The 20,367-nt window shown below is 71.8% G+C and carries 18 protein-coding genes; 3 read left to right on the top strand and 15 right to left on the bottom strand.

Features of this window, described 5'->3' with window-relative positions; translation table 11 throughout:
• Positions 1–7: 7 nt before the first annotated feature.
• Positions 8–796, top strand: a complete 789-nt coding sequence (locus tag OHB01_RS19075; protein ID WP_142647263.1) for an amidohydrolase family protein — start codon at positions 8–10, stop codon at positions 794–796.
• Here OHB01_RS19075 and OHB01_RS19070 read toward each other — a convergent pair.
• The 9 genes from OHB01_RS19070 to OHB01_RS19030 form a co-directional block, all read right to left on the bottom strand.
• On the bottom strand, positions 726–1,193 hold the full coding sequence (locus OHB01_RS19070; protein WP_328710851.1) for a DUF6247 family protein: 468 nt from the start codon (positions 1,191–1,193) through the stop codon (positions 726–728). The genes OHB01_RS19075 and OHB01_RS19070 overlap by 71 nt on opposite strands.
• A 1-nt stretch (position 1,194) precedes the next feature.
• Complete coding sequence (gene panD / locus OHB01_RS19065; RefSeq protein WP_142647265.1) at positions 1,195–1,620, bottom strand: aspartate 1-decarboxylase; 426 nt, start codon at positions 1,618–1,620, stop codon at positions 1,195–1,197.
• Between the two features lie 132 nt (positions 1,621–1,752).
• Positions 1,753–2,346 carry a sarcosine oxidase subunit gamma gene (locus tag OHB01_RS19060; protein WP_147945101.1) on the bottom strand — a complete coding sequence of 198 codons (594 nt, stop codon included), beginning with the start codon at positions 2,344–2,346 and terminating at the stop codon, positions 1,753–1,755.
• Positions 2,339–5,191: a 2Fe-2S iron-sulfur cluster-binding protein gene (locus OHB01_RS19055; protein WP_142647267.1), complete on the bottom strand. Its 2,853-nt coding sequence runs from the start codon at positions 5,189–5,191 to the stop codon at positions 2,339–2,341. Before OHB01_RS19055 ends, OHB01_RS19060 begins: the two co-directional genes overlap by 8 nt.
• Positions 5,188–5,466 (bottom strand): sarcosine oxidase subunit delta, encoded by a 279-nt coding sequence (locus OHB01_RS19050; protein ID WP_142647268.1) that lies wholly within the window; start codon positions 5,464–5,466, stop codon positions 5,188–5,190. The genes OHB01_RS19055 and OHB01_RS19050 overlap by 4 nt, the downstream gene beginning before the upstream one ends.
• A gap of 17 nt (positions 5,467–5,483) precedes the next feature.
• Positions 5,484–6,731 (bottom strand): sarcosine oxidase subunit beta family protein, encoded by a 1,248-nt coding sequence (locus OHB01_RS19045; RefSeq protein ID WP_142647269.1) that lies wholly within the window; start codon positions 6,729–6,731, stop codon positions 5,484–5,486.
• Positions 6,728–7,993, bottom strand: coding sequence for a serine hydroxymethyltransferase (glyA, locus tag OHB01_RS19040; RefSeq protein ID WP_328710912.1), 1,266 nt, complete (start codon positions 7,991–7,993; stop codon positions 6,728–6,730). Before glyA ends, OHB01_RS19045 begins: the two co-directional genes overlap by 4 nt.
• A 26-nt stretch (positions 7,994–8,019) precedes the next feature.
• Positions 8,020–10,458, bottom strand: a complete 2,439-nt coding sequence (locus OHB01_RS19035) for an FAD-dependent oxidoreductase (RefSeq protein ID WP_328710853.1) — start codon at positions 10,456–10,458, stop codon at positions 8,020–8,022.
• A gap of 133 nt (positions 10,459–10,591) precedes the next feature.
• Positions 10,592–11,377, bottom strand: coding sequence for an IclR family transcriptional regulator (locus tag OHB01_RS19030; protein ID WP_147945104.1), 786 nt, complete (start codon positions 11,375–11,377; stop codon positions 10,592–10,594).
• A 109-nt stretch (positions 11,378–11,486) separates the two neighbouring features.
• Here OHB01_RS19030 and purU point away from each other — a divergent pair, with 109 nt between their 5' ends.
• Entirely contained in the window at positions 11,487–12,353 is an 867-nt protein-coding gene (gene purU, locus OHB01_RS19025; RefSeq protein WP_142647272.1) for a formyltetrahydrofolate deformylase, read from the top strand.
• Positions 12,354–12,368: 15 nt separating this feature from the next.
• Here purU and OHB01_RS19020 read toward each other — a convergent pair whose 3' ends face one another.
• The 3 genes from OHB01_RS19020 to OHB01_RS19010 form a co-directional block, all read right to left on the bottom strand.
• Positions 12,369–13,019, bottom strand: coding sequence for a response regulator (locus OHB01_RS19020; RefSeq protein ID WP_142647273.1), 651 nt, complete (start codon positions 13,017–13,019; stop codon positions 12,369–12,371).
• Complete coding sequence (locus OHB01_RS19015) at positions 13,016–14,266, bottom strand: sensor histidine kinase (protein ID WP_328855771.1); 1,251 nt, start codon at positions 14,264–14,266, stop codon at positions 13,016–13,018. Before OHB01_RS19015 ends, OHB01_RS19020 begins: the two co-directional genes overlap by 4 nt.
• A gap of 96 nt (positions 14,267–14,362) precedes the next feature.
• Entirely contained in the window at positions 14,363–14,722 is a 360-nt protein-coding gene (locus tag OHB01_RS19010; RefSeq protein ID WP_142647275.1) for a hypothetical protein, read from the bottom strand.
• Between the two features lie 183 nt (positions 14,723–14,905).
• Here OHB01_RS19010 and OHB01_RS19005 point away from each other — a divergent pair, with 183 nt between their 5' ends.
• Complete coding sequence (locus tag OHB01_RS19005) at positions 14,906–15,691, top strand: IclR family transcriptional regulator (RefSeq protein WP_205830122.1); 786 nt, start codon at positions 14,906–14,908, stop codon at positions 15,689–15,691.
• Positions 15,692–15,698: 7 nt separating this feature from the next.
• Here the strand turns inward: OHB01_RS19005 and OHB01_RS19000 are convergent, their stop codons facing one another.
• From OHB01_RS19000 to OHB01_RS18990, 3 genes are all read right to left on the bottom strand, one after another.
• Positions 15,699–17,996 (bottom strand): FdhF/YdeP family oxidoreductase, encoded by a 2,298-nt coding sequence (locus tag OHB01_RS19000; RefSeq protein ID WP_142647276.1) that lies wholly within the window; start codon positions 17,994–17,996, stop codon positions 15,699–15,701.
• 18 nt (positions 17,997–18,014) lie between these two features.
• Complete coding sequence (locus OHB01_RS18995) at positions 18,015–19,106, bottom strand: aromatic ring-hydroxylating oxygenase subunit alpha (RefSeq protein WP_142647308.1); 1,092 nt, start codon at positions 19,104–19,106, stop codon at positions 18,015–18,017.
• Positions 19,107–19,221: 115 nt separating this feature from the next.
• Positions 19,222–20,307, bottom strand: coding sequence for an S-(hydroxymethyl)mycothiol dehydrogenase (locus OHB01_RS18990; protein ID WP_142647277.1), 1,086 nt, complete (start codon positions 20,305–20,307; stop codon positions 19,222–19,224).
• Between the last annotated feature and the right edge of the window lie 60 nt (positions 20,308–20,367).

Here is a 20,367-nt window from a genome sequence, read left to right as displayed (position 1 = left end):
AGACAACGTGATCATCGATGCGCACAGCCATGTCCACGACCCGGTCGCGGACCACATCGCACTGCTCGACGACGCCGGAGTCGATCGCGCGGTGCTGTTCCCCACGCGGACGCACCCGGAGCGGGCCACCGACCTGGAGTCGCTGCGCGGGGAGATGGCCGCTCTCGACGAGGCGATCGGGGGCCGCGCCAACGGACCCGGCCGATACCAGGCCGCCTACAGGGAGCTGGACGCGGCGCTCGCCGCTCACCCCGACCGGTTCATCGGTTTCCTGAGCGTGCCGCTGGATCTGCCGCCGGAGCACGTCGCCGAGTGGATCGACCGGGAGGTGGCGGGGCGTGGCCTGCGAGGGATCGGGGAGCTGACGCCCCCGCCGGGGCAGGCCGGCCTGATCGAGCCCGTGCTGCGCGGGGCGGCCGACCACGGCGGGCTGCCCGTGGTCGTCCACGGCTTCGCGCCGACCACGGCGGACGACCTGCGGACGCTGGCGGAGCTGGCACGCGCCTATCCCTCCGTGCCCCTGGTGATCAGCCAGCTCGGGGGTCTCCATTGGATGGACGCGATCGCGCTGGTCCGGGACACGCCCAGCATGTTCCTGGAGCTGTCCACGGCATACCTGATCTTCGCCGTACGGCTGGCCATCGCGGAGATCCCCGACCGCACGCTCTTCGGCTCGGACGCCCCGTACGGCGACCCCGCCCTCGCCCGCGCGACCGTGGAGCGGGTCACCGCACCCGGGGAGCTACGTGACCGGGTGCTCGGAGGAACGGCCGCCCGGCTTCTCGGCCTCGCCTGACGTATCCCCAGCGCGGCGGGACGGCGGAGCGGCGGGCGATCAGCTCTATGGGCCCGTCGAGCACCTCGGCGACGCTAGCGACGAAGACCGTGGTCGGCGGCTCGGGTGCGGCGAGCACCCCGGCCCTCCGCACCCGGCCTTCCCACTCGGGCGGGGTGTAGCGCGTGAACATCTCCGTACGGTCCTGGAGCGCGTCCTGGACGGCCTCCTCGTAACCCGGGCGCGCGTAAGCGATCGCGCGCAGCCGCCACTGACGCAACAACGCCTGCACCTGCTTGAGGCGGGCCAAGTCGTGTGCGGCGTCCAAAGCCTCGTCGTACTCCGCCCGGAACCAGGCGCGGTGGGACGGCGGGAGCGCCTCGAAGATCGCGGACGGGTCCTCAGGCTGCGCGGTCATGTCAGGTGGTGGAGGGTGGAGTGAGGTCGCCGGGGGTGAGGCCCATGCCGTCGGGGACGGCGGCGGGGTCGGAGCCGACGTGCAGCGGCTTGTTGTCCTTGTCGACGAAGACGACGCGTGGCTTGAGCGCCTTGACCTCGTCCTCGGCGACCAGCGCGTACGCGATGATGATCACGAGGTCGCCGACGGAGATGAGCCGGGCGGCGGCGCCGTTGATGCCGATGACGCCCGAGCCCGCCGGGCCCTCGATGACGTAGGTGGACAGGCGGTTGCCGTTGTCGATGTCGACGATGTCGACCTTCTCACCCTCGACGAGGTCGGCCTCGGCCATCAGGTCCGCGTCGATCGTCACCGAGCCGACGTAGTGCAGGTCGGCCTGCGTGACGGTCGCGCGGTGGATCTTCGACTTCATCAACGTGCGGAACATGGTCTCCCACCGGGGTGCGGACTGCCCTCCTTATGAGCGCCCTCGATGCTATGTCACACACCTGACCGGCAGGACCGCGGCCCGGCTACAGCGATCAATGACCGCCGCGGCCGGGCCGTTCCGGCGCCCGTGTCAGGCCGCGGGCCCGACGTATTCGACCGACGCGTCGAGCAGCCATTCCGCGACGTATCCGGCGAAGGACGAGCGGACCAGCAGGCGGAAGCCGTCCGCACCGGCGACCAGGACGACTCCGGCCCTGGCCAGCGTGGTCTGGGCGCAGCGGCCCGGGCCGAAGACCCGGGGGTGCAGGTCCAGCGTGCAGCCGTGGGCCAGGACGTCCCGCGCCCGGTCACCGGCCACCACCAGGGTGGTGCGCTGGGCCGACACGTCGACGACCGAGACGTGCTCGCCGCCTGCCGCCTCGGTGAGACGCGCCACCAGGCCGGGTGCGGCGCCGTCCGGGGCGAGAAGCACCCACTCGTCCGGCCCGAGCCAGAGCACTTCGAGGTCGCCGCCGCCCGCGACCGTGCCGGGCTCCACCGGCAGCGGCACGCCGATCGCGGTGCCGATGCGCTCGGCCGCCGGGCTCTTGGGGTCCACCCGGAGGTTGATCTGGGTCAGGAACGGGATCTCGGCCAGGCGCAGGCCGCCGCCCGCGCTCGCCGCCTCGAACCTCGCCGCGAACGCCGCGGCCGGACTCCTGCGCACAACCGTCGGCTCAGCCATCGCGGCGCGCTCCTTCCGGGTCGTACAGAACGTGGGAGGTCACGGTGACGGGCACCAGGTCCGCCCCGACCGGCGCGAACAGCCGCTCGCCGATCCGCTCGCGCCCGCCGCTCACCAGCGCGAGCGCGAACGTACGGCCCAGCGCGGCGCTGCGGTAGCTGGAGGTGACGAAGCCGAGCGTCGGCACCGGCGGCTCGGGCAGCGCCGAGGTCGCCACGAGGTGGGCGCCCTCGGGCAGCAGCACGCCGGGGTCCTCGGGCAGCAGGCCGACCAGGTGTTTGCGGTCGGGCCGGGAGGTGTCCGCCCGGGCGAAGGACCGCTTGCCGACGAAGTCGGCCTTCTTCTTCGAGACGATCCACTCCATGCCGAGGTCCTGCGGGGTGACCGTGCCGTCGGTGTCCTGGCCGACGATGGGGAACCCCTTCTCGGCGCGCAGCACGTGCATGGTCTCGGTGCCGTACGGCGTGACCTCGCCGGACGCCATGACCGCCTCCCACAGGGCGAGCCCGAACCAGGACGAGACGTTGATCTCGTAGGCCAGCTCGCCGGAGAAGCTGATCCGGCAGACGCGCGCCTCGATCCCGGCGACCTCGGCGTCCCGCCAGGTCATGAACGGGAAGCTGTCGTTGTCCACCGCCAGGCCGGGCGCGAGCCGCGCCAGCACCTCGCGGGAGCGCGGCCCGACGAGCGCCACGGTCGCCCACTGCTCGGTGACCGACGTGCAGTGCACCCGAAGGTCCGGCCACTCGGTCTGCAGCCACTCCTCCATCCAGTCGAGCACCGCCGCCGCGTTGCCGGTGGTCGTGGTGACGAGGAAGCGGTCGTCGGCCAGGCGGATGACGGTGCCGTCGTCGAAGACCATGCCGTCGGGGCGGCACATCACGCCGTAGCGGATGGAGCCGACCTTGAGCGTGCTCATCATGTTCGTGTAGAGCCGGTCGAGGAGCACCGCGGCGTCGGGGCCGACCACGTCGATCTTGCCGAGCGTGGAGGCGTCCATCGCGGCCACGTCCTCGCGGGCCGCCCGGCACTCGCGCAGCACGGCGGACTCCATGTCCTCACCCGCCTGCGGGTAGTACCAGGGCCGCTTCCACTGGCCGACGTTCTCGAACAGCGCACCGCGCGCGACGTGCCACTCGTGCATCGCGGTGACGCGCACCGGGTCGTGCAGGTGCCCCCGATCGCGGCCCGCCAGCGCGGCGAACGAGACCGGCGTGTACGGCGCGCGGAACGTCGTGGTCCCCAGCTCGGAAACGTCCACGCCGAGCGCGTGCGCCACGACGCCGCTGGTCAGCAGGCCGGACGTCTTGCCCTGGTCGTGGGCCGTGCCCGCCGTGGTGTAGCGCTTGACGTGCTCGACCGAGGTGAGCCCGGCGCCCGTCGCGCGCAGCACCTCCGCCACGGTGACGTCGCGCTGCAGGTCCACGAAGTGGGCGTCGTAGTCGTCGCTTTCCACAAGCCACAGGTGCTCGGCGGGCGCGGCGGCCGGTTCCTCCTCCGCGGACGGCAGAGCGATCTCGGCCGGTACGGCGAAGCCGGCGGCGGCCAGCGCGCGGCGGCCCGCCTCGGCGCCGTCCTCCAGGCATTCCCGCAGCGTGCGGACCCCCCGGGCGAACCCGGCGGCCTCCACCGCCTGACGGGTCTCGCCGGGCGTGAACGCGCCCAGCTCCTCGTCGTAGCGCAGCGTGCCCCCGGCCTGGCTGAACAGGTGCACCACCGGCGTCCAGCCGCCGGACACGAGCAGCAGGTCGGCGGCGATCTCGCGGGCCTCGCCGTCACCCCGTGGGGCGACCTGGACCGAGGAGACCTCGCCCTCACCCTTGGCGGCGGTGACCACGTGGCCGGTCAGCAGCTCGATGCCGCGCTCGGCGCAGCGGGCCGCCCACGTCTCGCCGGGAGCCTGCCGTACGTCGGCGATCGCGGCGATCTCGACACCGGCGTCGGCGAGGTCGAGCGCCGCGGCGTACGCGCTGTCGTTGGTGGTGAACACGACCGCCCGCGACCCCGCAAGCACGCGGTAGTGGTTCGCGTAGGTGCGGGCCGCGCCGGCCAGCATCACGCCGGGCAGGTCGTTCCCGGCGAAGGCGACGAACCGCTCGTGGCCGCCGGTGGCCAGCACCACACGCCTGGCCCGGATGCGCCAGACGCGCTCGCGCGCCACGTCGGCGGGGGCCGCCGCGCCCAGGTGGTTGGTCCGGCGCTCCACCGCGATGACGTAGTTGTCGTCGTAGTGGCCGACGACCGTGGTGCGGCGCAGCACGCGTACGTCCGGCAGGGCGGCCAGCGCGGCGACCTCCTCGGCCGCCCACTCGCGGCCGGGCGCGCCGTGGAGCGTCTCGGTCGTGCCGAGGAGGCTGCCGCCCGGCTCGGGCCGCTCGTCGGCGAGGATCACCCGCGCACCGGCCCGCGCCGCCACGCTCGCGGCGGCGATGCCGGCCGGTCCCGCGCCGACCACGAGCACGTCGCAGTGGGCGTGCACCGCGTCGTAACGCGCCGGGTCGGGCCGGTCGGCCAGCCTGCCCTGTCCCGGCAGGCCGGAGGCGACCAGGCCGTCGTACAGCTCGACGGTCGTGGCGGTGAGCATCGGCTCGGGGAAGGGCTCCTCGATCTGGACGAGCGCGTTCGGCTCCTCGCAGCCCGCGGCGTAGACGCCGCGCGGACGGCCGAGCTTGATGCTGCTCGCCACCGCGCGCACGCCGTTGGCGAGCAGCGCCGAGGCCAGCGTGTCGCCCTCAAGGCCCTCGTAGTCGCGGCCGTCGAACCGGAAGCGCAACGTCGTGCCCGTCGCCCCCTCGCGACGGTACGGCTGACCGGCCCTGCTGGTCTGCTCGCTTCGCTCGCTCATGCGCTCACCGGCCGCGGCTCGCCCACGCGGTAGACGGCGTGGATCTCGTTGGTGGCGGTGTCGCGTACGGCGTTGAACCAGCGGCGGCACCCGGCCGTGTGGCTCCACCGCTCCGCGAACAGGCCCTTGGGGTTGTCGCGGAAGAACAGGTAGCGGGCCCACTCCTCGTCGGACAGGGCGGCCGGGTCCTCCGGATAGGCGACGTGGGCCTGCCCCCCGTAGTGGAACTCGGCCTCGTCCCGCGGCCCGCACCACGGGCAGGGAATCAGCAGCATTCTGTCTGTCTCCGGTGTTAGTGCGCGACGGCGGCGGCGCCGTGCTCGTCGACGAGCTTGCCGGTCGTGAACCGGTCGAGCGAGAAGGGTGCGTTGAGCGGGTGGGGCTCGCCGGTGGCCACGGTGTGGGCGTAGCACCAGCCGACGCCCGGGGTGGCCTTGAACCCTCCGGTGCCCCAGCCGCAGTTGACGTACAGGTCCTCGACGGGGGTCAGGCCGACGACGGGCGAGGCGTCGGGGGTCACGTCGACCACACCGCCCCAGGTCCGCAGCACGTGCGCCCGGGCGAAGACCGGGAACAGCTCCAGCGCCGCCGACATCTGCCGCTCGATGATGTGGAACGCGCCGCGCTGGCGGTAGGAGTTGGCCGCGTCGATGCCCGCGCCCATGACCAGCTCGCCCTTGTGCGCCTGGCTCACGTAGACGTGCACCGCGTTGGACATGACCACGGTCGGATGCACCGGTTCGAGCAGCTCCGACACCAGCGCCTGCAGCGGGTGGCTCTGCAGCGGCAGCGACACCCCGGCGTAGCCGGCGACGACCGAGGAGTGCCCGGCGGCGGCGAGCGCGACCTTCTTGGCGGCGATCGGGCCGCGGGTGGTCCGCACGCCGGTCACCCGGCCGTCGCGTACGTCGAGACCGGTCACCTCGCAGTGCTCGATCATGTCGACCCCGAGGTCGGCCGCCGCCTTGGCGAAGCCCCACGCGACGTAGTCGTGCTTGGCGATGCCCGCCCGGGGCTGGTAGGTGCCGCCGAGCACCGGGTAGCGCACGTCGGGCGAGATGTCGACGATCGGGCAGACCTCCTTGACCTGCTCCGGCGTCAGCCACTCGGCGTCCACGCCGTTGAGCCGGTTGGCGTTGACCCGGCGCACGCTGTCGCGCACGTCCTGCAGGCTGTGGGCGAGGTTGAGCACGCCGCGCTGGCTGAACAGCAGCGGATAGCCGAGGTCCTCCTCCAGGCCCTCCCACAGCTTCAGCGCGTGCTCGTAGATGCCCGCGCTCTCGTCCCACAGGTAGTTGGACCGGATGATCGTGGTGTTGCGGGCCATGTTGCCGCCCGCGAGCCAGCCGCGCTCCAGCACGGCGACGTCGGTGATCCCGTGGTTCTTGGCGAGGTAGTAGGCCGTGGCCAGGCCGTGCCCGCCGCCGCCGACGATCACCACGTCGTACGCGCGCTTGGGCTCGGCCGAGCGCCACAGGCGGTCGGGGTGGTCGGGCAGGTCGGCGCCCGGCGTCCTGCGCCCTTGGGTGTGCGGGCTCACTGGGCGGCTCCGTTCAGGCCGGGGTAGAGGGGGTGCTTGGCGGCGAGGGCCTCGACCCGGGCGCGTAGCGCCGTCAGGTCCGCGTCCGGACGCAGCGCCTGGGCGATCACGTCGGAGACCTCCTCGAACTCGGCGCGGGCGAAGCCCCGGGTGGCCAGGGCCGGGGTGCCGATCCGCAGCCCCGAGGTGACCATCGGGGGCCGGGGGTCGAACGGCACCGCGTTGCGGTTGACCGTGATCCCGGCCTCGTGCAGCCGGTCTTCGGCCTGCTTGCCGTCCAGCTCGGACTCGCGCAGGTCCACGAGCACCAGGTGGACGTCCGTCCCGCCGGACAGCACCCGTACGCCCGCCTCGGCGGCGTCGGGGGCGAGCAGGCGGTTCGCGAGGATCTGCGCGCCCTCCAGCGTGCGGCGCTGCCGGTCGCGGAACCACTCGCCCGCCGCGATCTTGAACGCGACGGCCTTGGCCGCGACGACGTGCTCCAGCGGGCCGCCCTGCTGGCCCGGGAACACCGACGAGTTGATCTTCTTGGCCAGGTCCTCGGTGGACATGATCACCCCGCCGCGCGGACCGCCGAGCGTCTTGTGGGTGGTCGTGGTGACGACGTGCGCGTGCGGCACCGGCGAGGGGTGCAGCCCCGCCGCGACCAGCCCGGCGAAGTGCGCCATGTCCACCATCAGGTAGGCCCCGACCTCGTCGGCGATGCGCCGGAAGGCGGCGAAGTCGAGGTGGCGCGGGTAGGCCGACCAGCCCGCGATGATCAGCTTGGGCCGGTGCTCGCGGGCCAGCCGCTCGACCTCGTCCATGTCCACGAGGCTGTCGCTCTCACGCACGTGATAGGCCACGACGTTGTAGAGCCGGCCGGAGAAGTTGATCCGCATGCCGTGGGTCAGGTGGCCGCCGTGCGCGAGGTCGAGACCGAGGATCGTGTCGCCCGGCTCCAGCAGGGCCGACATGGCCGCCGCGTTGGCCTGCGCCCCCGAGTGGGGCTGCACGTTGGCCGCCTCCGCGCCGAACAGCGCCTTCACCCGGTCGATCGCCATCTGCTCGATCACGTCGACGTTCTCGCAGCCGCCGTAGTAGCGCCTGCCCGGGTAGCCCTCGGCGTACTTGTTGGTGAGCACCGAGCCCTGCGCCTGCATCACCGAGACGGGCGCGAAGTTCTCCGAGGCGATCATCTCCAGCGTGGTGCGCTGGCGGCGCGTCTCCTCACCGATCGCCGCCGCGACCTCGGGGTCGGTCTCGGCGAGCGGCGCGTCCATCACCGAATCGTTCACTTCAGTCCTCACTAGCTGCGCAGCCGTTCCATGGCGGGGTCGAACAGGGGCTCCTCGGCGACCACGGCGGTCACCCGCCGGTCGAAGTAGCCGATCTCCAGCGTCCGTCCCGGCGTGGCCAGCTCGGTGGGCAGCCAGGCGTAGGCGATGCCCTTGCCGATCGTGTAGCCGAAGGCCGCGCTGGTGACGTAGCCGACGGCGCTGTCGCCGTCGTACACCGGCTCCTTGCCCATCACGACCTGGGCGGGGTCGTCGATGGTGAGGCAGGTGAGGCGGCGGCGCACGTTCTCCTTGCGCCGCTCCAGCGCCTCACGGCCGATGAAGTCGCCCTTGTCCGGCTTCACCGCGAACCCGAGCCCCGCCTCGTACGGGTCGTGCTCGTAGGTCATGTCGGTGCCGAAGGACCGGTAGCCCTTCTCCAGCCGCAGGCTCGCGAACGCGCCGCGCCCGCCGGCGATGATGCCGTGCTGCTGCCCGGCCTCCCAGAGCGTGTCCCACAGCTTCGCGCCGAGGTCGGCGGTGGTGTAGAGCTCCCAGCCCAGCTCACCGATGTACGACAGCCGCAGCGCGGTGACCGGCACGGTGCCGATGTACGCCTTCTTCGCCCGGAAGTAGCGGAAGCCCTGGTTGGAGAAGTCGGCGTCGGTGAGCGGCTGGACGAGGTCGCGGGCGCGCGGGCCCCAGACGCCGAGGCAGCAGGTGCCGGCCGTGATGTCGCGGACCATGACCGAGCCGTCCGCGGGCAGGTGGCGGTGGAACCAGTCGAGGTCGAGGTTGCCGTTGGCGCCGACCTGGAACACGTCGCGGCCCAGCCGGGCGACCGTCACGTCGCTGCGGATGCCGCCGTCGGTGTCGAGCAGCAGGCAGTAGGTCACCGAGCCGACCGACTTGTCCATCTGCCCGGTCGTCAGCCGCTGGAGGAAGGCGAGGGCGCCGGGGCCGGCGACCTCCAGCCGCTTCAGCGCGGTCATGTCGTACAGCGCGACGGACTCGCGGGACGCCTGGGCCTCCGCGCCGACGATCGGCGACCAGTAGCGGGCCGCCCAGTCGTTGGGCGTGGGGATGTCGCGCCCCTCCAGCAGGCGGGCGTTCGCGCCGTACCACTGCGGCCGCTCGTAGCCGACGGCCTCCAGGAAGAACGCGTCCAGCTCGCGCTGCCGGGTGTGGAAGGGGCTGAGGCGCAGCGGCCGCGGCTCCTCCATCGGCTGGAGCGGGTGGATGATGTCGTAGACCTCGACGAAGTTCTGGCAGTCGCGGGCCATCACGTAGTCGGGGGCGAGCTGGTGCGGCTCGAACCGGTTGACGTCGCATTCGTGCAGGTCGAATGACGAGCAGTGGCCGTCGACCAGCCACTCGGCCATCGCCCTGCCGACGCCCGCGGAGTGGGTCACCCAGACCGCCTCGGCCACCCAGAAGCCCTTGACCTCCGACGACTCGCCCAGGAGGGGCATGTGGTCCTGGGTGAAGGAGAAGACCCCGTTGATTCCCTCGTCGAGCTTGGCCGCGCGAGTGCCGGGCAGCAGCCGCTGGGTCTCGGTCCAGGCGTCCTCGAAGTCCTCCGGCGTGAACGTCAGCACCGAGGGCATGACCTCGGCCTCGTCCACCGGCAGCAGCTCCTCGGGCTTGACCGGCATGGGCCGGTGGCCGTAGTAGCCGATGCCGACGCCGTCGAACCGCTGGCGATAGTAGAGGTCGGCGTCCTGGTGGCGCAGGATCGGCAGCGTCGCCTCCTCCTCGCGTCCGGCGAGGTCGGGCACCTGTCCGGTCCAGGCGAGCTGGTGGGCGAGCGGGGTGAGCGGCAGCGGCATCCCGACCATGGCGGCCACCTTCGGGCCCCAGATGCCGGCGCAGCAGACCACGATGTCGGCGGGGATCTCACCCTGATCGGTCACCACGGCGGCCACCCGGCCGTCCTCGGTGCGGACGTCGAGCACCTCGTGCCGGTCCAGCACCCGCACGCCGCGCGACCGCGCCCGCCTGAGCTGCGCCTCGACCGCGCGTACGGCCTTGGCGAGGCCGTCCTTCGGAATGTGCAGGCCGCCGAGCACGACCTCGGGGTCGATCAGGGGGAAGAGCTCGGCGCATTCGGCGGGGGTGAGCAGGCGCGACTCGACGCCCCAGGAGGTCGCCCAGCCGTGCCGCCGGTGCAGTTCGGCGAGCCGTTCCGGGCTGGTCGCGACCTCCAGTCCGCCGACCTGGAGGAAACAGGGCTCGCCGTCGACGTCGAGCGAGCTGAGCTTCTCGACGGTGTAGCGCGCCATCTCGGTCATGGTCTTCGACCCGTTGATCTGGAAGACCAGTCCCGGGGCGTGCGAGGAGGAGCCTCCGGTCGCGGGCACCGAGCCCTGGTCGACCACGGTGACGTCCGTCCAGCCCCGGGCCGACAGTTCGTCGGCGAGCGCCGCACCGACGACGCCTGCTCCGATGATGACGACGCGCGGGCCCGTCATACCCACCTCCGTTGCTGCATATTTTGTTGCACTATTCGCAACATTATGCGTTTAACGCAACAAGCGTGACGCGTCACATCCCGGGTGTCAAGCATCAAAAACCGGACAAAACCGCACCCTCGGGAGGGCCGGTTCAGCGCCGGGCGGGGCCGAACCAGCCCATGCGGGCGGACACCTCCTGCGCCGCGGCCATGACCTGCTCGGCCACGGCGGGGATCGCCGCCTCGGGCATCCGGAAGGTCGGGCCGGACGCGCTGAGCGAGGCGACGACGGAACCGTCCGCGCCGAGGACGGGCGCCGCGACCGCGCTCAGGCCGTCCTCCAGCTCGTCCACCGCCGTCGCATACCCACGGCGGCGCACCTCGGCGAGCTCCGCGCGCAGCCGGGCGGGATCGGTGACGGTCCGCGTGGCGAGGACGGGCAGCCCGGCCGCGATCACCTCCTCGCGCAGCGCGGCGGGCGCGTGCGCGAGCAGCACCTTGCCGTTGGACGTCGCGTGCAGGGGGATCCGCTGCCCCACCCAGTGGTGGAGCTGGAGCGCCGATCGTCCGGCGACCTGGTCGACGTACAGGGCCTCGCCTCCGGACAGGACGGCCACGTTGACGGTCTCCCCCACCGCGCGGGCGAGCGCCGGCGTGACGGCCCGGCTCTCGCGCACCAGGTCGAGCCGCGCGCTGGTCGCCCCCGCGAGCCGCACCAGGCCAACGCCGAGCCGATATCTGCCGCGATCGTTGTCCTGCTCGACCAGGTCGTGGCTCTCCAGCGTCGCCACCAGTCGGAACGCGGTGGACCTGTGCACGCCGAGGGTGGCCGCGAGCTCACTGACGCCGAGCTCACCGTCGCGGGCGAGCAACTTCAGGATGGTGAGGGCGCGGTCGACGGACTGTACGTTCGCACCCTCACCGGATTCGTTGCCCATGACACAACTGTACGCGTAATGCGCACCAAGCTCTTGACCTGATCGACGCGACGGGTCACGCTGTTGCGTATACGACACCATGTTGCGTATGACGCACTCTGGAGGCTCCATGTCCGCTCGCCCGGGTCGCGAGTTCGTCCTCACGTTCTCCTGCGTCGACCGGCCGGGGATCGTCTACGCGGTGAGCGGCTTCCTCGTCCAGCACGCGGGTGACATCCTGCAGAGCCAGGAGTTCAACGACAGGACGAACGGCCACTTCTTCATGCGGGTGCACTTCGGGGTGCCCGAGGGCCGCGGCGACATCGACGAGCTGCGCCGCGGCTTCTCCCACGTCGGCGACTCCTTCCGGATGAACTGGCAGATCAAGGACGCCGTGACGCCCACGAGGACGCTCGTGCTCGTGTCGAAGTTCGGCCACTGCGTCAACGACCTGCTCTACCGGCAGCGGCTCGGCGCACTGAACGTCGAGATCCCCGCGATCGTCTCCAACCACCGCGACCTCGAACCGCTGGCCGAGTTCTACGGCGTGCCGTTCCACCACGTGCCCGTCACGCCCGACACCAAGCCCGAGGCCGAGCGGCGCGTCCTGGAGCTGGCCGAGGAGCTCGACACCGACCTGGTGGTGCTCGCCCGCTACATGCAGATCCTGAGCGACGACATGTGCAAGCGCCTGGAGGGCCGGGCGATCAACATCCACCACTCGTTCCTGCCGGGGTTCAAGGGCGCCAAGCCCTACCACCAGGCGCACGACCGCGGGGTCAAGCTGATCGGCGCCACCGCGCACTACGTCACGGCCGACCTCGACGAGGGGCCGATCATCGAGCAGGACGTCGAGCGCGTCGATCACTCGCTCGACCCGGACGCGCTCGTCACCGTGGGCCGCGACGTGGAGGCCCGGGTGCTGGCCAGGGCCGTGCGCTGGCACAGCGAGAACCGCGTCCTCCTCAACGGCGACCGCACCGTCGTCTTCCGCTGACTCCCCATACTGCGTTCACGGACGCTCGGGCGCACCGAGCAGGCCGCGGTCGTACCCCTCCGCGACCGCGGCCGCGCGGTCGTTGACGCCGAGCTTCGCGTAGATGTTGAGCAGGTGCGTCTTGACCGTGGCCTCGGTGATGAACAGACGGGCGGCCGCCTCCCGGTTGGTGTTCCCTGCCGCGACCAGGCGCAGCACCTCCAGCTCGCGCCGGCTCAACGGGCCGGCCGGCGGCGCCGGGGTGCGCAGCCGGCTCATCAGGCGGGCGGCGACCGACGGAGACAGCGTGGCCTCACCGCGGGCGGCAGCGCGTACGGCGCGCAGCAGTTCGTCTCGCGGCGCGTCCTTGAGCAGGTAGCCGGTGGCACCGGCCTCGATCGCGGGCAGCACGTGGCTGTCGGTGTCGTAGGTGGTCAGCACCAGCACCCGGGCGGGCACGCCGCGCCGGGTCAGCTCTGCGATCGCGGTGACGCCGTCCATGCCGGCCATCCGCAGGTCCATCAGGATCACGTCCGGCCCGAGCGCCTCGGCCAGCCTGATCGCCTCGGCCCCGTCCGCCGCCTCGCCGACCACGGTGAACTCGGGATCGCGGGCGAACATGCTGCTCAGCCCGTCCCGCACCACCGGGTGGTCGTCGGCGATGAGGAGCTTGATCGGGTCGCTCATGGACGCACCTCCGGTGCCCCGGCCGGCAGACAGGCCGAGATTCCCGTCCCGTGCCCCGGCTCCGATTCGATCTGCAGCGTGCCCGACAACGCCTCGATCCGCTGCCGCATCGCCACCAGCCCGAAGCCCCCGTCGCGCTCGGCCCGGGCGGCCGGGTCGAAGCCGCGGCCGTCGTCGCGGACGTCGAGAGCCACCTGCCTGTCCATGTAGGAAAGGGTGAGACCGACGCGGGTGACGGGGCAGGCGTGCTTGGCGACGTTGGCCAGAGCCTCCTGGGCGACCCGGAACAGGGCGACCTCGGCCTCCGGGCGCAGCGTGCGGGGTTCGCCGGTGACCGTGACCTGGGCCGGGACGCCGTGGCGGGCCGACCACCCGGCCGCCACCTCGGTGACGGCGTCGGCCAGCCGGCCGGTCTCCAGCGGCTCCGGGCGCAGCTCGTTCACCGAGCGCCGCGCCTCGGTGAGGCTCTCCCGCGCCAGCGCGGTCGCCGCCGCGTGGTGCCGGCGCCACGCGGCCGGGTCGTCCGCCGCGTGCTCGGCGGCCTGCAACTGGGTGACGATGCCGGTCAGGCCCTGGGCCAGCGTGTCGTGGATCTCCCGGGCCATCCGGGCCCGCTCGTCCAGGACGCCGGCCGCGCGGGCCTGCTCCACCAGCCGTTCCTGCAGCGCCGCGTTCTCGGCCAGTGCCGCGGCCAGCCGCGTGTTGGCCTCCCGGGCCTCGCGCAACGCCGCCTCCCGGCCGTCGTAGTAACGCCCGCCGATCTCGCCTATCCAGGCCAGCAGGCACATCGGCGCGATGTTGACGACCAGGATCCCCAGGTATTCGAGGCGGCCGGCCCACGAGCCGGTGTCCACGCCGGCCGACTGTGCCGTGCCGGCCACCACCGCGACGCCGGCGATGAAGTACAGCTCGCGCGGCCAGCCGATGATCCGGTAGGCGTAGAAGTACAGCACCGGCGTGTACACGCCGAACCACGGGTCGCGCAGGACCATGACCAGCCCGAACACGATCAGGCCCGACAGGAAGACGCCCATCACGGCGCTCCGGTCGCGCCACTGCGGATGCAGCGTGAACAGTGCCAGGCTCCACACCGCGGCCGCCGCGCAGAGCACGAGGTCGACGGCGAGAGAGCCGGGCCGGTCGTGCTTCAGGGCGATGGTCAGGGCGGCCATGACGGCCAGAGCCACGTAGGGGACCACGGTGACCATGGGCAGGAACCGTTGGTCCCAGCCCGCCGGCCTGGCCATCTGCCAACTCCGCATCGCGCACCTACCCCCAGCGGAACAACCTAGCCGCCGCCCCGGCCGCCCGCGGGAGCGGCGTGAGCGGAGCGCGCTCAGTGCTCACGGCCGGATCGCCGGGCGCCGGTTGATCCGCACGACCACGGCCAGCAGGAGCAGGCCGCAGACACCCTGTTCGAGCTTGAACCACAGCGGGAAGACGCCGGGCAGCGCGATGATCACCACGATCGCGACCAGCATGATCGCGGTGACGACACGCAGCCGCACCAGCATCCGGCGGTCGCCGCGGGCCGCCCGGACCGCGAAGAACAGCGTGAGCAGTGAGCCGGCGGCGACGAGCGTGCCGCGGACCCAGACCTCGGTGGTCACCATCGTCGCGTCCTGCCGAAACACGATCATCGCCACCAGTGTCAGCACGCTGACCGCGGCGTACCCGCCGATCAGCCAGACCACGTCGCGCATTCCGTACGCCTCCGTCTTCTCGTTCTCCGACGGGAATCAGCGTCGCAACGGAGGCACTCCGTACGGATCGCCCGATCTTCCGAGCCGGCGGTGGAATCGGCGGCTCATCCACGCGGTGGAGCGGCTCCACCGATCGGTGGATTCAGGGCGTTGATCCAGGACAAGGAACGCTACAGTCCCGATATGGACAACGACGCTTCCGGCAGGACCGAGGCCAGCGGCGGCGGCGTGCAGTCCGTGGACCGGGCGATCAGCATCATGGAGATCCTCGCCGCCCGCGGGGAGGCCGGGGTCACCGAGATCGCGGCCGAGATCGAGGTCCACAAGTCGACCGCGTTCCGCCTGCTGGGCGCCCTGGAGGCGCGCGGGCTCGTGGAGCAGACCGAAGACCGCGGCAAGTATCGCCTCGGCTTCGGGCTCGTCCGCCTCGCCGGCAACGTCTCCATGCGATTGGACGTCACCCAGCAGAGCAGGCCCGTCTGCCAGCGCCTGGCGGAGGAGATCGGCGAGACCGTGAACATCGCCGTCCTGCGCTCGCACTACGCGGTCAACCTCGACCAGGTGCGCGGCCCCTCCGCCGTCACCGCCTACAACTGGGTGGGTCAGCTCACGCCCCTGCACGCGACGTCGAGCGGCAAGGTCCTGCTGGCGTACGTGGACCGGCAGCGCCGCGACGACCTGCTGCGTGCCGCGGGCCTCCAGCGCTACACGCCCAACACGGTGACCTCGGCGGATGACCTGGAGCGGGAGCTGGCGACGGTGCGCGAGCGCGGCTACGCGCTCACGGTGGAAGAGCTCGAAGTGGGCCTGAACGCGCTCGCCGCCCCCGTACGCTCCTTCGGCGGAGAGGTCGTGGCGGCGGTGAGCGCGTCGGGGCCCGCCTACCGGTTCAGCGAGAGCCGCATGCGGGAGCTGGCCCCCGTCCTCGTCCAGGGCGCCGAGGAGATCAGTCACCGCCTCGGCGCCTAGCCCTTCCTTACGACCCGGCCGCGCGCCGCAGCCGTACGACGACGCTCTTGGACGTGGGCGTGTTCGACGTCTCGGCCACCGAGTCCAGGGGCACCAGCACGTTGGTCTCCGGGAAGTAGGCCGCGCAGCAGCCCCGCGCCGTCGGATAGGCGACGGCCCGGAAGCCCTCGGCCACGCGCTCGCCGTCCGGCCACTCGCTGATCAGGTCGATCATGTCGCCGTCGGCGAGACCACGCTCGGCCAGGTCGTCGGCGTGGACGAACACGACCCGCCGCCCGTTGTGGACGCCGCGATAGCGGTCGTTCAGCCCGTAGATCGTGGTGTTGTACTGGTCGTGGCTGCGCACGGTCTGCAGCAGGAGGCGGCCCGGGGGCACCCGCAGCACCTCCAGCGGGTTGACCGTGAAGTTCGCCTTCCCCGTGGCCGTGGGGAAGCGGCGCTCGTCGCGCGGCGCGTTCGGCAGGAGGAAGCCGCCCGGCGTGCGCGCCCTCGCGTTGAAGTCGCCGAACCCCGGCACCACCCGCTCGATGCGCTCCCTGATCGCGTCGTAGTCCGCCTCGAACTCGGCCCACGGCACGTGGGGGTCGTCGCCGAGCAGCTCACGGGCCAGCCGGCACACGATGGCCACCTCGGACAGCAGCGCGTCGGACGCGGGGCTCAGCCGCCCGCGCGAGGCGTGCACGGCGCCCATCGAGTCTTCGACCGTGACGAACTGCTCGCCGCCGGCCTGTACGTCCCGCTCGGTGCGGCCGAGCGTGGGCAGGATGAGCGCCTGCTCGCCGCACACGGCGTGCGACCGGTTCAGCTTGGTCGACACCTGCACGGTGAGCCGGCAACTGCGCAGGGCCGCCTCGGTCGCGGCGGTGTCCGGCGTCGCCGAGACGAAGTTGCCGCCCATCGCGAAGAACACCTTCGCGTCGCCGTCGCGCATGGCACGGATCGCCTCCACGGTGTCGTGGCCGTGCTGACGCGGCGGCGGGAAGCCGAACTCCTTCTCCAACGCGTCGAGGAACTCCGGCTTGGGCTTCTCGTAGATGCCCATCGTCCGGTCGCCCTGCACGTTGGAGTGCCCGCGTACGGGACACACCCCCGCGCCGGGCCGTCCCACGTTGCCGCGCAGCAGCAGGAAGTTGACGATCTCCCTGATCGTCGGGACCGACTTGCGGTGCTGGGTGAGGCCCATCGCCCAGCAGACCACGACCGACTTGGCGGCCAGCACGTCGCGGGCCGTCTCCTCGATCTCGGCGCGGGTGAGCCCGGTCGCCTCCAGCACCTCGTCCCAATCGAGGCCGCGTACGTGCTTCTCCCAGGCGTCGAACCCGTGCGTGTGCGCCTCGACGAACGCGCGGTCCACCACCGTGCCGGGCGCGGCGTCCTCGGCCTCCAGCAGGAGCAGCGACAGCGCCTGGAACAGCGCCAGGTCGCCGCCGAGACGGATCTGCAGGAACCGGTCGGACAGCGCCGTCCCGGCGCCGACGACGCCGGAGGGCCGCTGCGGGTTCCGGAACCGCAGCAGCCCGGCCTCCGGCAGCGGGTTGACCGCCACGATCCGCGCGCCGCCCCGCTTCGCCCGCTCAAGCGCGGTCAGCATGCGCGGATGGTTGGTGCCCGGGTTCTGGCCGACCACGAAGATCAGGTCGGCCCGGTGCAGGTCTTCCAGCAGCACCGTGCCCTTGCCGATGCCGAGCGTCTCGGTCAGCGCCGAGCCGCTCGACTCGTGGCACATGTTGGAGCAGTCGGGCAGGTTGTTGGTGCCGAACCGGCGGACGAGGAGCTGGTAGGCGAACGCGGCCTCGTTGGAGGTGCGGCCGGAGGTGTAGAAGACGGCCTGGTTCGGGTGGTCGAGCGCGCGCAGCTCGCGCGCGACGACGCCGAACGCGTCCTCCCACGAGATCGGCTCGTAGTGGTCCGAGCCGGCCGGCTTGTACATCGGCTCGGTGAGCCGGCCCTGCTGGCCCAGCCAGTAGTCGCTGCGCCGGGCCAGCTCGTCCACCGGATGCTCGGCGAAGAAGTCGCGGGTGACCCTGCGGAGCGTCGCCTCCTCGGCCACCGCCTTCGCGCCGTTCTCGCAGAACTCGGCGGGACTGCGGTGACCGTCGCCCTCGGGCCATGCGCATCCCGGGCAGTCGAAGCCGGACTTCTGGTTGACCCGCAGCAGGGTCAGCACCGTCCGTCCCGCGCCCATCTGCCGATAGGCGGTGCCGAGCGCGTGACCGACCGCCGGGACACCTCCCGCCCAGGTCTTGGGCGCGCCGATCTCCAGGCGCTCATCTCCGACGTCATCCCGGGGGGCCTTACGTGTCACGCCGCGTCTCCTTCGAACTCACTCGCCGAGCTTGCCACGCACCCAATCATGGAACAGGCCGATGTGGTGCTCGCTCGGCACCAGCACGCCGCCCTTGGCGTACGTGCGGGAGCTCATCGACGGCTGGGTGCGCTCGCAGGCGTCGAAGTCCTGCTCGTTGACCCGGTGGAACAGCTCCACCGACCGGCTGATGTCCTTGCCCGAGGCCACGACCTCCGGCAGGTAGAGCCAGTCGCACTCCACGACCGTACGGTCGACGGCGAGCGGGAACATCCGGTGGATGATCACGTGGTCGGGCACCATGTTGACGAACACCTGCGGCTTGATCGTGATGGCGTAGTAGCGCCTGTCCTGATCCTCGCTGATCGTCGGGATGCGGTCGAGCCCCTCGGAGCCGTCGACCGTGAACCCCTGGATGCCCTCGCCGAACAGCGCGCCGTGGCCCACGTAATACTGCGCCGCGTAGCCGTCGGCGAACTCCGGCAGCACCTCGGTCAGCTCGGGGTGGATCGTCGCGCAGTGGTAGCACTCCATGAAGTTCTCGACGATGAGCTTCCAGTTCGCCTTCACGTCGTACGTGATCCGGCGGCCCAGCGCGAGGTTGGCCACGTCGTAGTTGTCGAGCGAGGCCACGTCGCCGAGGCGGGTGCGCACCTCGCCGAGCACGGTGTCCTCGAACGAGGGCGGCTCGTCGGCCAGGCAGACCCACACGTAGCCCAGCCACTCCCGCACCGCGACGTTGACGAGGCCGTATTCGACCCGGTCGAGGTCGGGCATCTTGGTGAGGTTGGGGGCGGCGATGAGCTTGCCCTCCAGGTCGTACGTCCAGGCGTGGTAGGGGCACTGGAAGGCCCGCTTGACCTCGCCGGAGTCCTCGGTGCAGATCCGGGCGCCGCGGTGGCGGCAGACGTTGTAGAACGCGCGGATCGAGTTGTCCCGCGCCCGCGTGATCAGGATGCTCTCGGTGCCGACCTGCACGGTCTTGAACGCCCCGGGCTTGGGCAGGTCGGCGGCCCGGACCGCACAGAACCACATCGACTCGAAGATGCGCTTCTGCTCCTGCGCGAAGACCTGGGGGTCGGTGTAGTGCTCGCCCGGCAGCGTGGCCATCAGACTGGGGGGCAGGCTGGGGGGCAGGCTGGGGGGCAGGCTCGTGGTGCTCACTTGTGGCTCCTGAAGGTCGTACGTCGCACGTCGGAGATCGAGATGATCAGGGGAAAGCCGGTCACAGGACCACGACGGAGCGCAGCACCTCGCCGTGGTGCATCTTCTCGAAGGCCGCCTCGACGTCCTCGAGCGCGATCGTCTCGGTGACGAACGCGTCCAGGTCGAGCCTGCCCTGCTGGTAGAGGGAGACGAGCATGGGGAAGTCACGGCTGGGCAGGCAGTCGCCGTACCAGGAGGACTTGAGCGCGCCGCCGCGGCCGAAGACGTCGAGCAGCGGCAGTTCGAGCCGCATCTCCGGCGTCGGCACGCCGACCAGCACGACGGTCCCGGCCAGGTCGCGGGCGTAGAAGGCCTGCTTGTACGTCTCGGGGCGGCCCACCGCCTCGATCACGACGTCGGCGCCGAACCCGCCGGTCAGCTCGCGGATCGCCTCCACCGGGTCGGTCTCCCGGGAGTTGACCGTGTGCGTGGCGCCGAAACGGCGGGCCCATTCGAGCTTGGTGTCGTCCACGTCGACCGCGATGATCGTGGTAGCGCCGGCCAGGTGGGCACCCGCGACCGCCGCGTCGCCCACGCCGCCGCAGCCGATGACGGCGACCGAGTCGCCGCGGGTCACGCCGCCCGTGTTGATGGCCGCGCCGAGGCCCGCCATGATCCCGCAGCCGAGCAGGCCGACCGCGACCGGCGACGCGCTCGGGTCGACCTTCGTGCACTGACCGGCCGCGACGAGCGTCTTGTCGGCGAACGCGCCGATGCCGAGCGCCGGGGACAGCGGGGTGCCGTCGGCCAGCGTCATCTTCTGCGTGGCGTTGTGGGTGGCGAAGCAATACTGCGGGCGCCCGCGCAGGCAGGCGCGGCACTGCCCGCACACCGCACGCCAGTTGAGGATGACGAAGTCGCCGGGGGCGACGTCGGTCACGCCCTCGCCGACGGCCTCGACCACGCCCGCCGCCTCGTGCCCGAGGAGGAACGGGAAGTCGTCGTTGATGCCGCCCTCGCGGTAGTGCAGGTCGGTGTGGCACACCCCGCAGGCCTGCACGGCCACGAGCGCCTCACCCGGACCCGGGTCGGGGACGACGATGGTCTCCAGGCTGACCGGCTGTCCCTTGCCCCTCGCCACGACCCCGCGGACTTCGTGCGCCATGTTTCTCTTTCCCTCGATCAGTCAGCGTGCTTTAGTTGTGCAAGACGAAACACATAGCAC

The sequence above is a fragment of the Microbispora hainanensis genome (assembly GCF_036186745.1).
GTDB lineage: Bacteria > Actinomycetota > Actinomycetes > Streptosporangiales > Streptosporangiaceae > Microbispora.
The sequence above is the reverse complement of the archived record's forward strand: the minus strand, read 5'-3'. Positions and strand labels throughout refer to the sequence as shown.

Excerpts from the sequence above, each read along its gene's own strand:
- OHB01_RS19060 (WP_147945101.1), bottom strand. The coding sequence starts at position 2,346 with ATGGCTGAGCCGACGGTTGTGCGCAGGAGTCCGGCCGCGGCGTTCGCG.
- OHB01_RS18995 (WP_142647308.1), bottom strand. The coding sequence starts at position 19,106 with ATGGCCACGCTGCCGGGCGAGCACTACACCGACCCCCAGGTCTTCGCG.
- OHB01_RS19035 (WP_328710853.1), bottom strand. The coding sequence starts at position 10,458 with ATGACGGGCCCGCGCGTCGTCATCATCGGAGCAGGCGTCGTCGGTGCG.
- OHB01_RS18990 (WP_142647277.1), bottom strand. The coding sequence starts at position 20,307 with ATGGCGCACGAAGTCCGCGGGGTCGTGGCGAGGGGCAAGGGACAGCCG.
- panD (WP_142647265.1), bottom strand. The coding sequence starts at position 1,620 with ATGTTCCGCACGTTGATGAAGTCGAAGATCCACCGCGCGACCGTCACG.
- OHB01_RS19070 (WP_328710851.1), bottom strand. The coding sequence starts at position 1,193 with ATGACCGCGCAGCCTGAGGACCCGTCCGCGATCTTCGAGGCGCTCCCG.
- OHB01_RS19010 (WP_142647275.1), bottom strand. The coding sequence starts at position 14,722 with ATGCGCGACGTGGTCTGGCTGATCGGCGGGTACGCCGCGGTCAGCGTG.
- OHB01_RS19015 (WP_328855771.1), bottom strand. The coding sequence starts at position 14,266 with ATGGCCAGGCCGGCGGGCTGGGACCAACGGTTCCTGCCCATGGTCACC.
- OHB01_RS19055 (WP_142647267.1), bottom strand. The coding sequence starts at position 5,191 with ATGAGCGAGCGAAGCGAGCAGACCAGCAGGGCCGGTCAGCCGTACCGT.
- OHB01_RS19030 (WP_147945104.1), bottom strand. The coding sequence starts at position 11,377 with ATGGGCAACGAATCCGGTGAGGGTGCGAACGTACAGTCCGTCGACCGC.
- OHB01_RS19050 (WP_142647268.1), bottom strand. The coding sequence starts at position 5,466 with ATGCTGCTGATTCCCTGCCCGTGGTGCGGGCCGCGGGACGAGGCCGAG.
- purU (WP_142647272.1), top strand. The coding sequence starts at position 11,487 with ATGTCCGCTCGCCCGGGTCGCGAGTTCGTCCTCACGTTCTCCTGCGTC.
- OHB01_RS19005 (WP_205830122.1), top strand. The coding sequence starts at position 14,906 with ATGGACAACGACGCTTCCGGCAGGACCGAGGCCAGCGGCGGCGGCGTG.
- OHB01_RS19020 (WP_142647273.1), bottom strand. The coding sequence starts at position 13,019 with ATGAGCGACCCGATCAAGCTCCTCATCGCCGACGACCACCCGGTGGTG.
- glyA (WP_328710912.1), bottom strand. The coding sequence starts at position 7,993 with ATGGACGCGCCGCTCGCCGAGACCGACCCCGAGGTCGCGGCGGCGATC.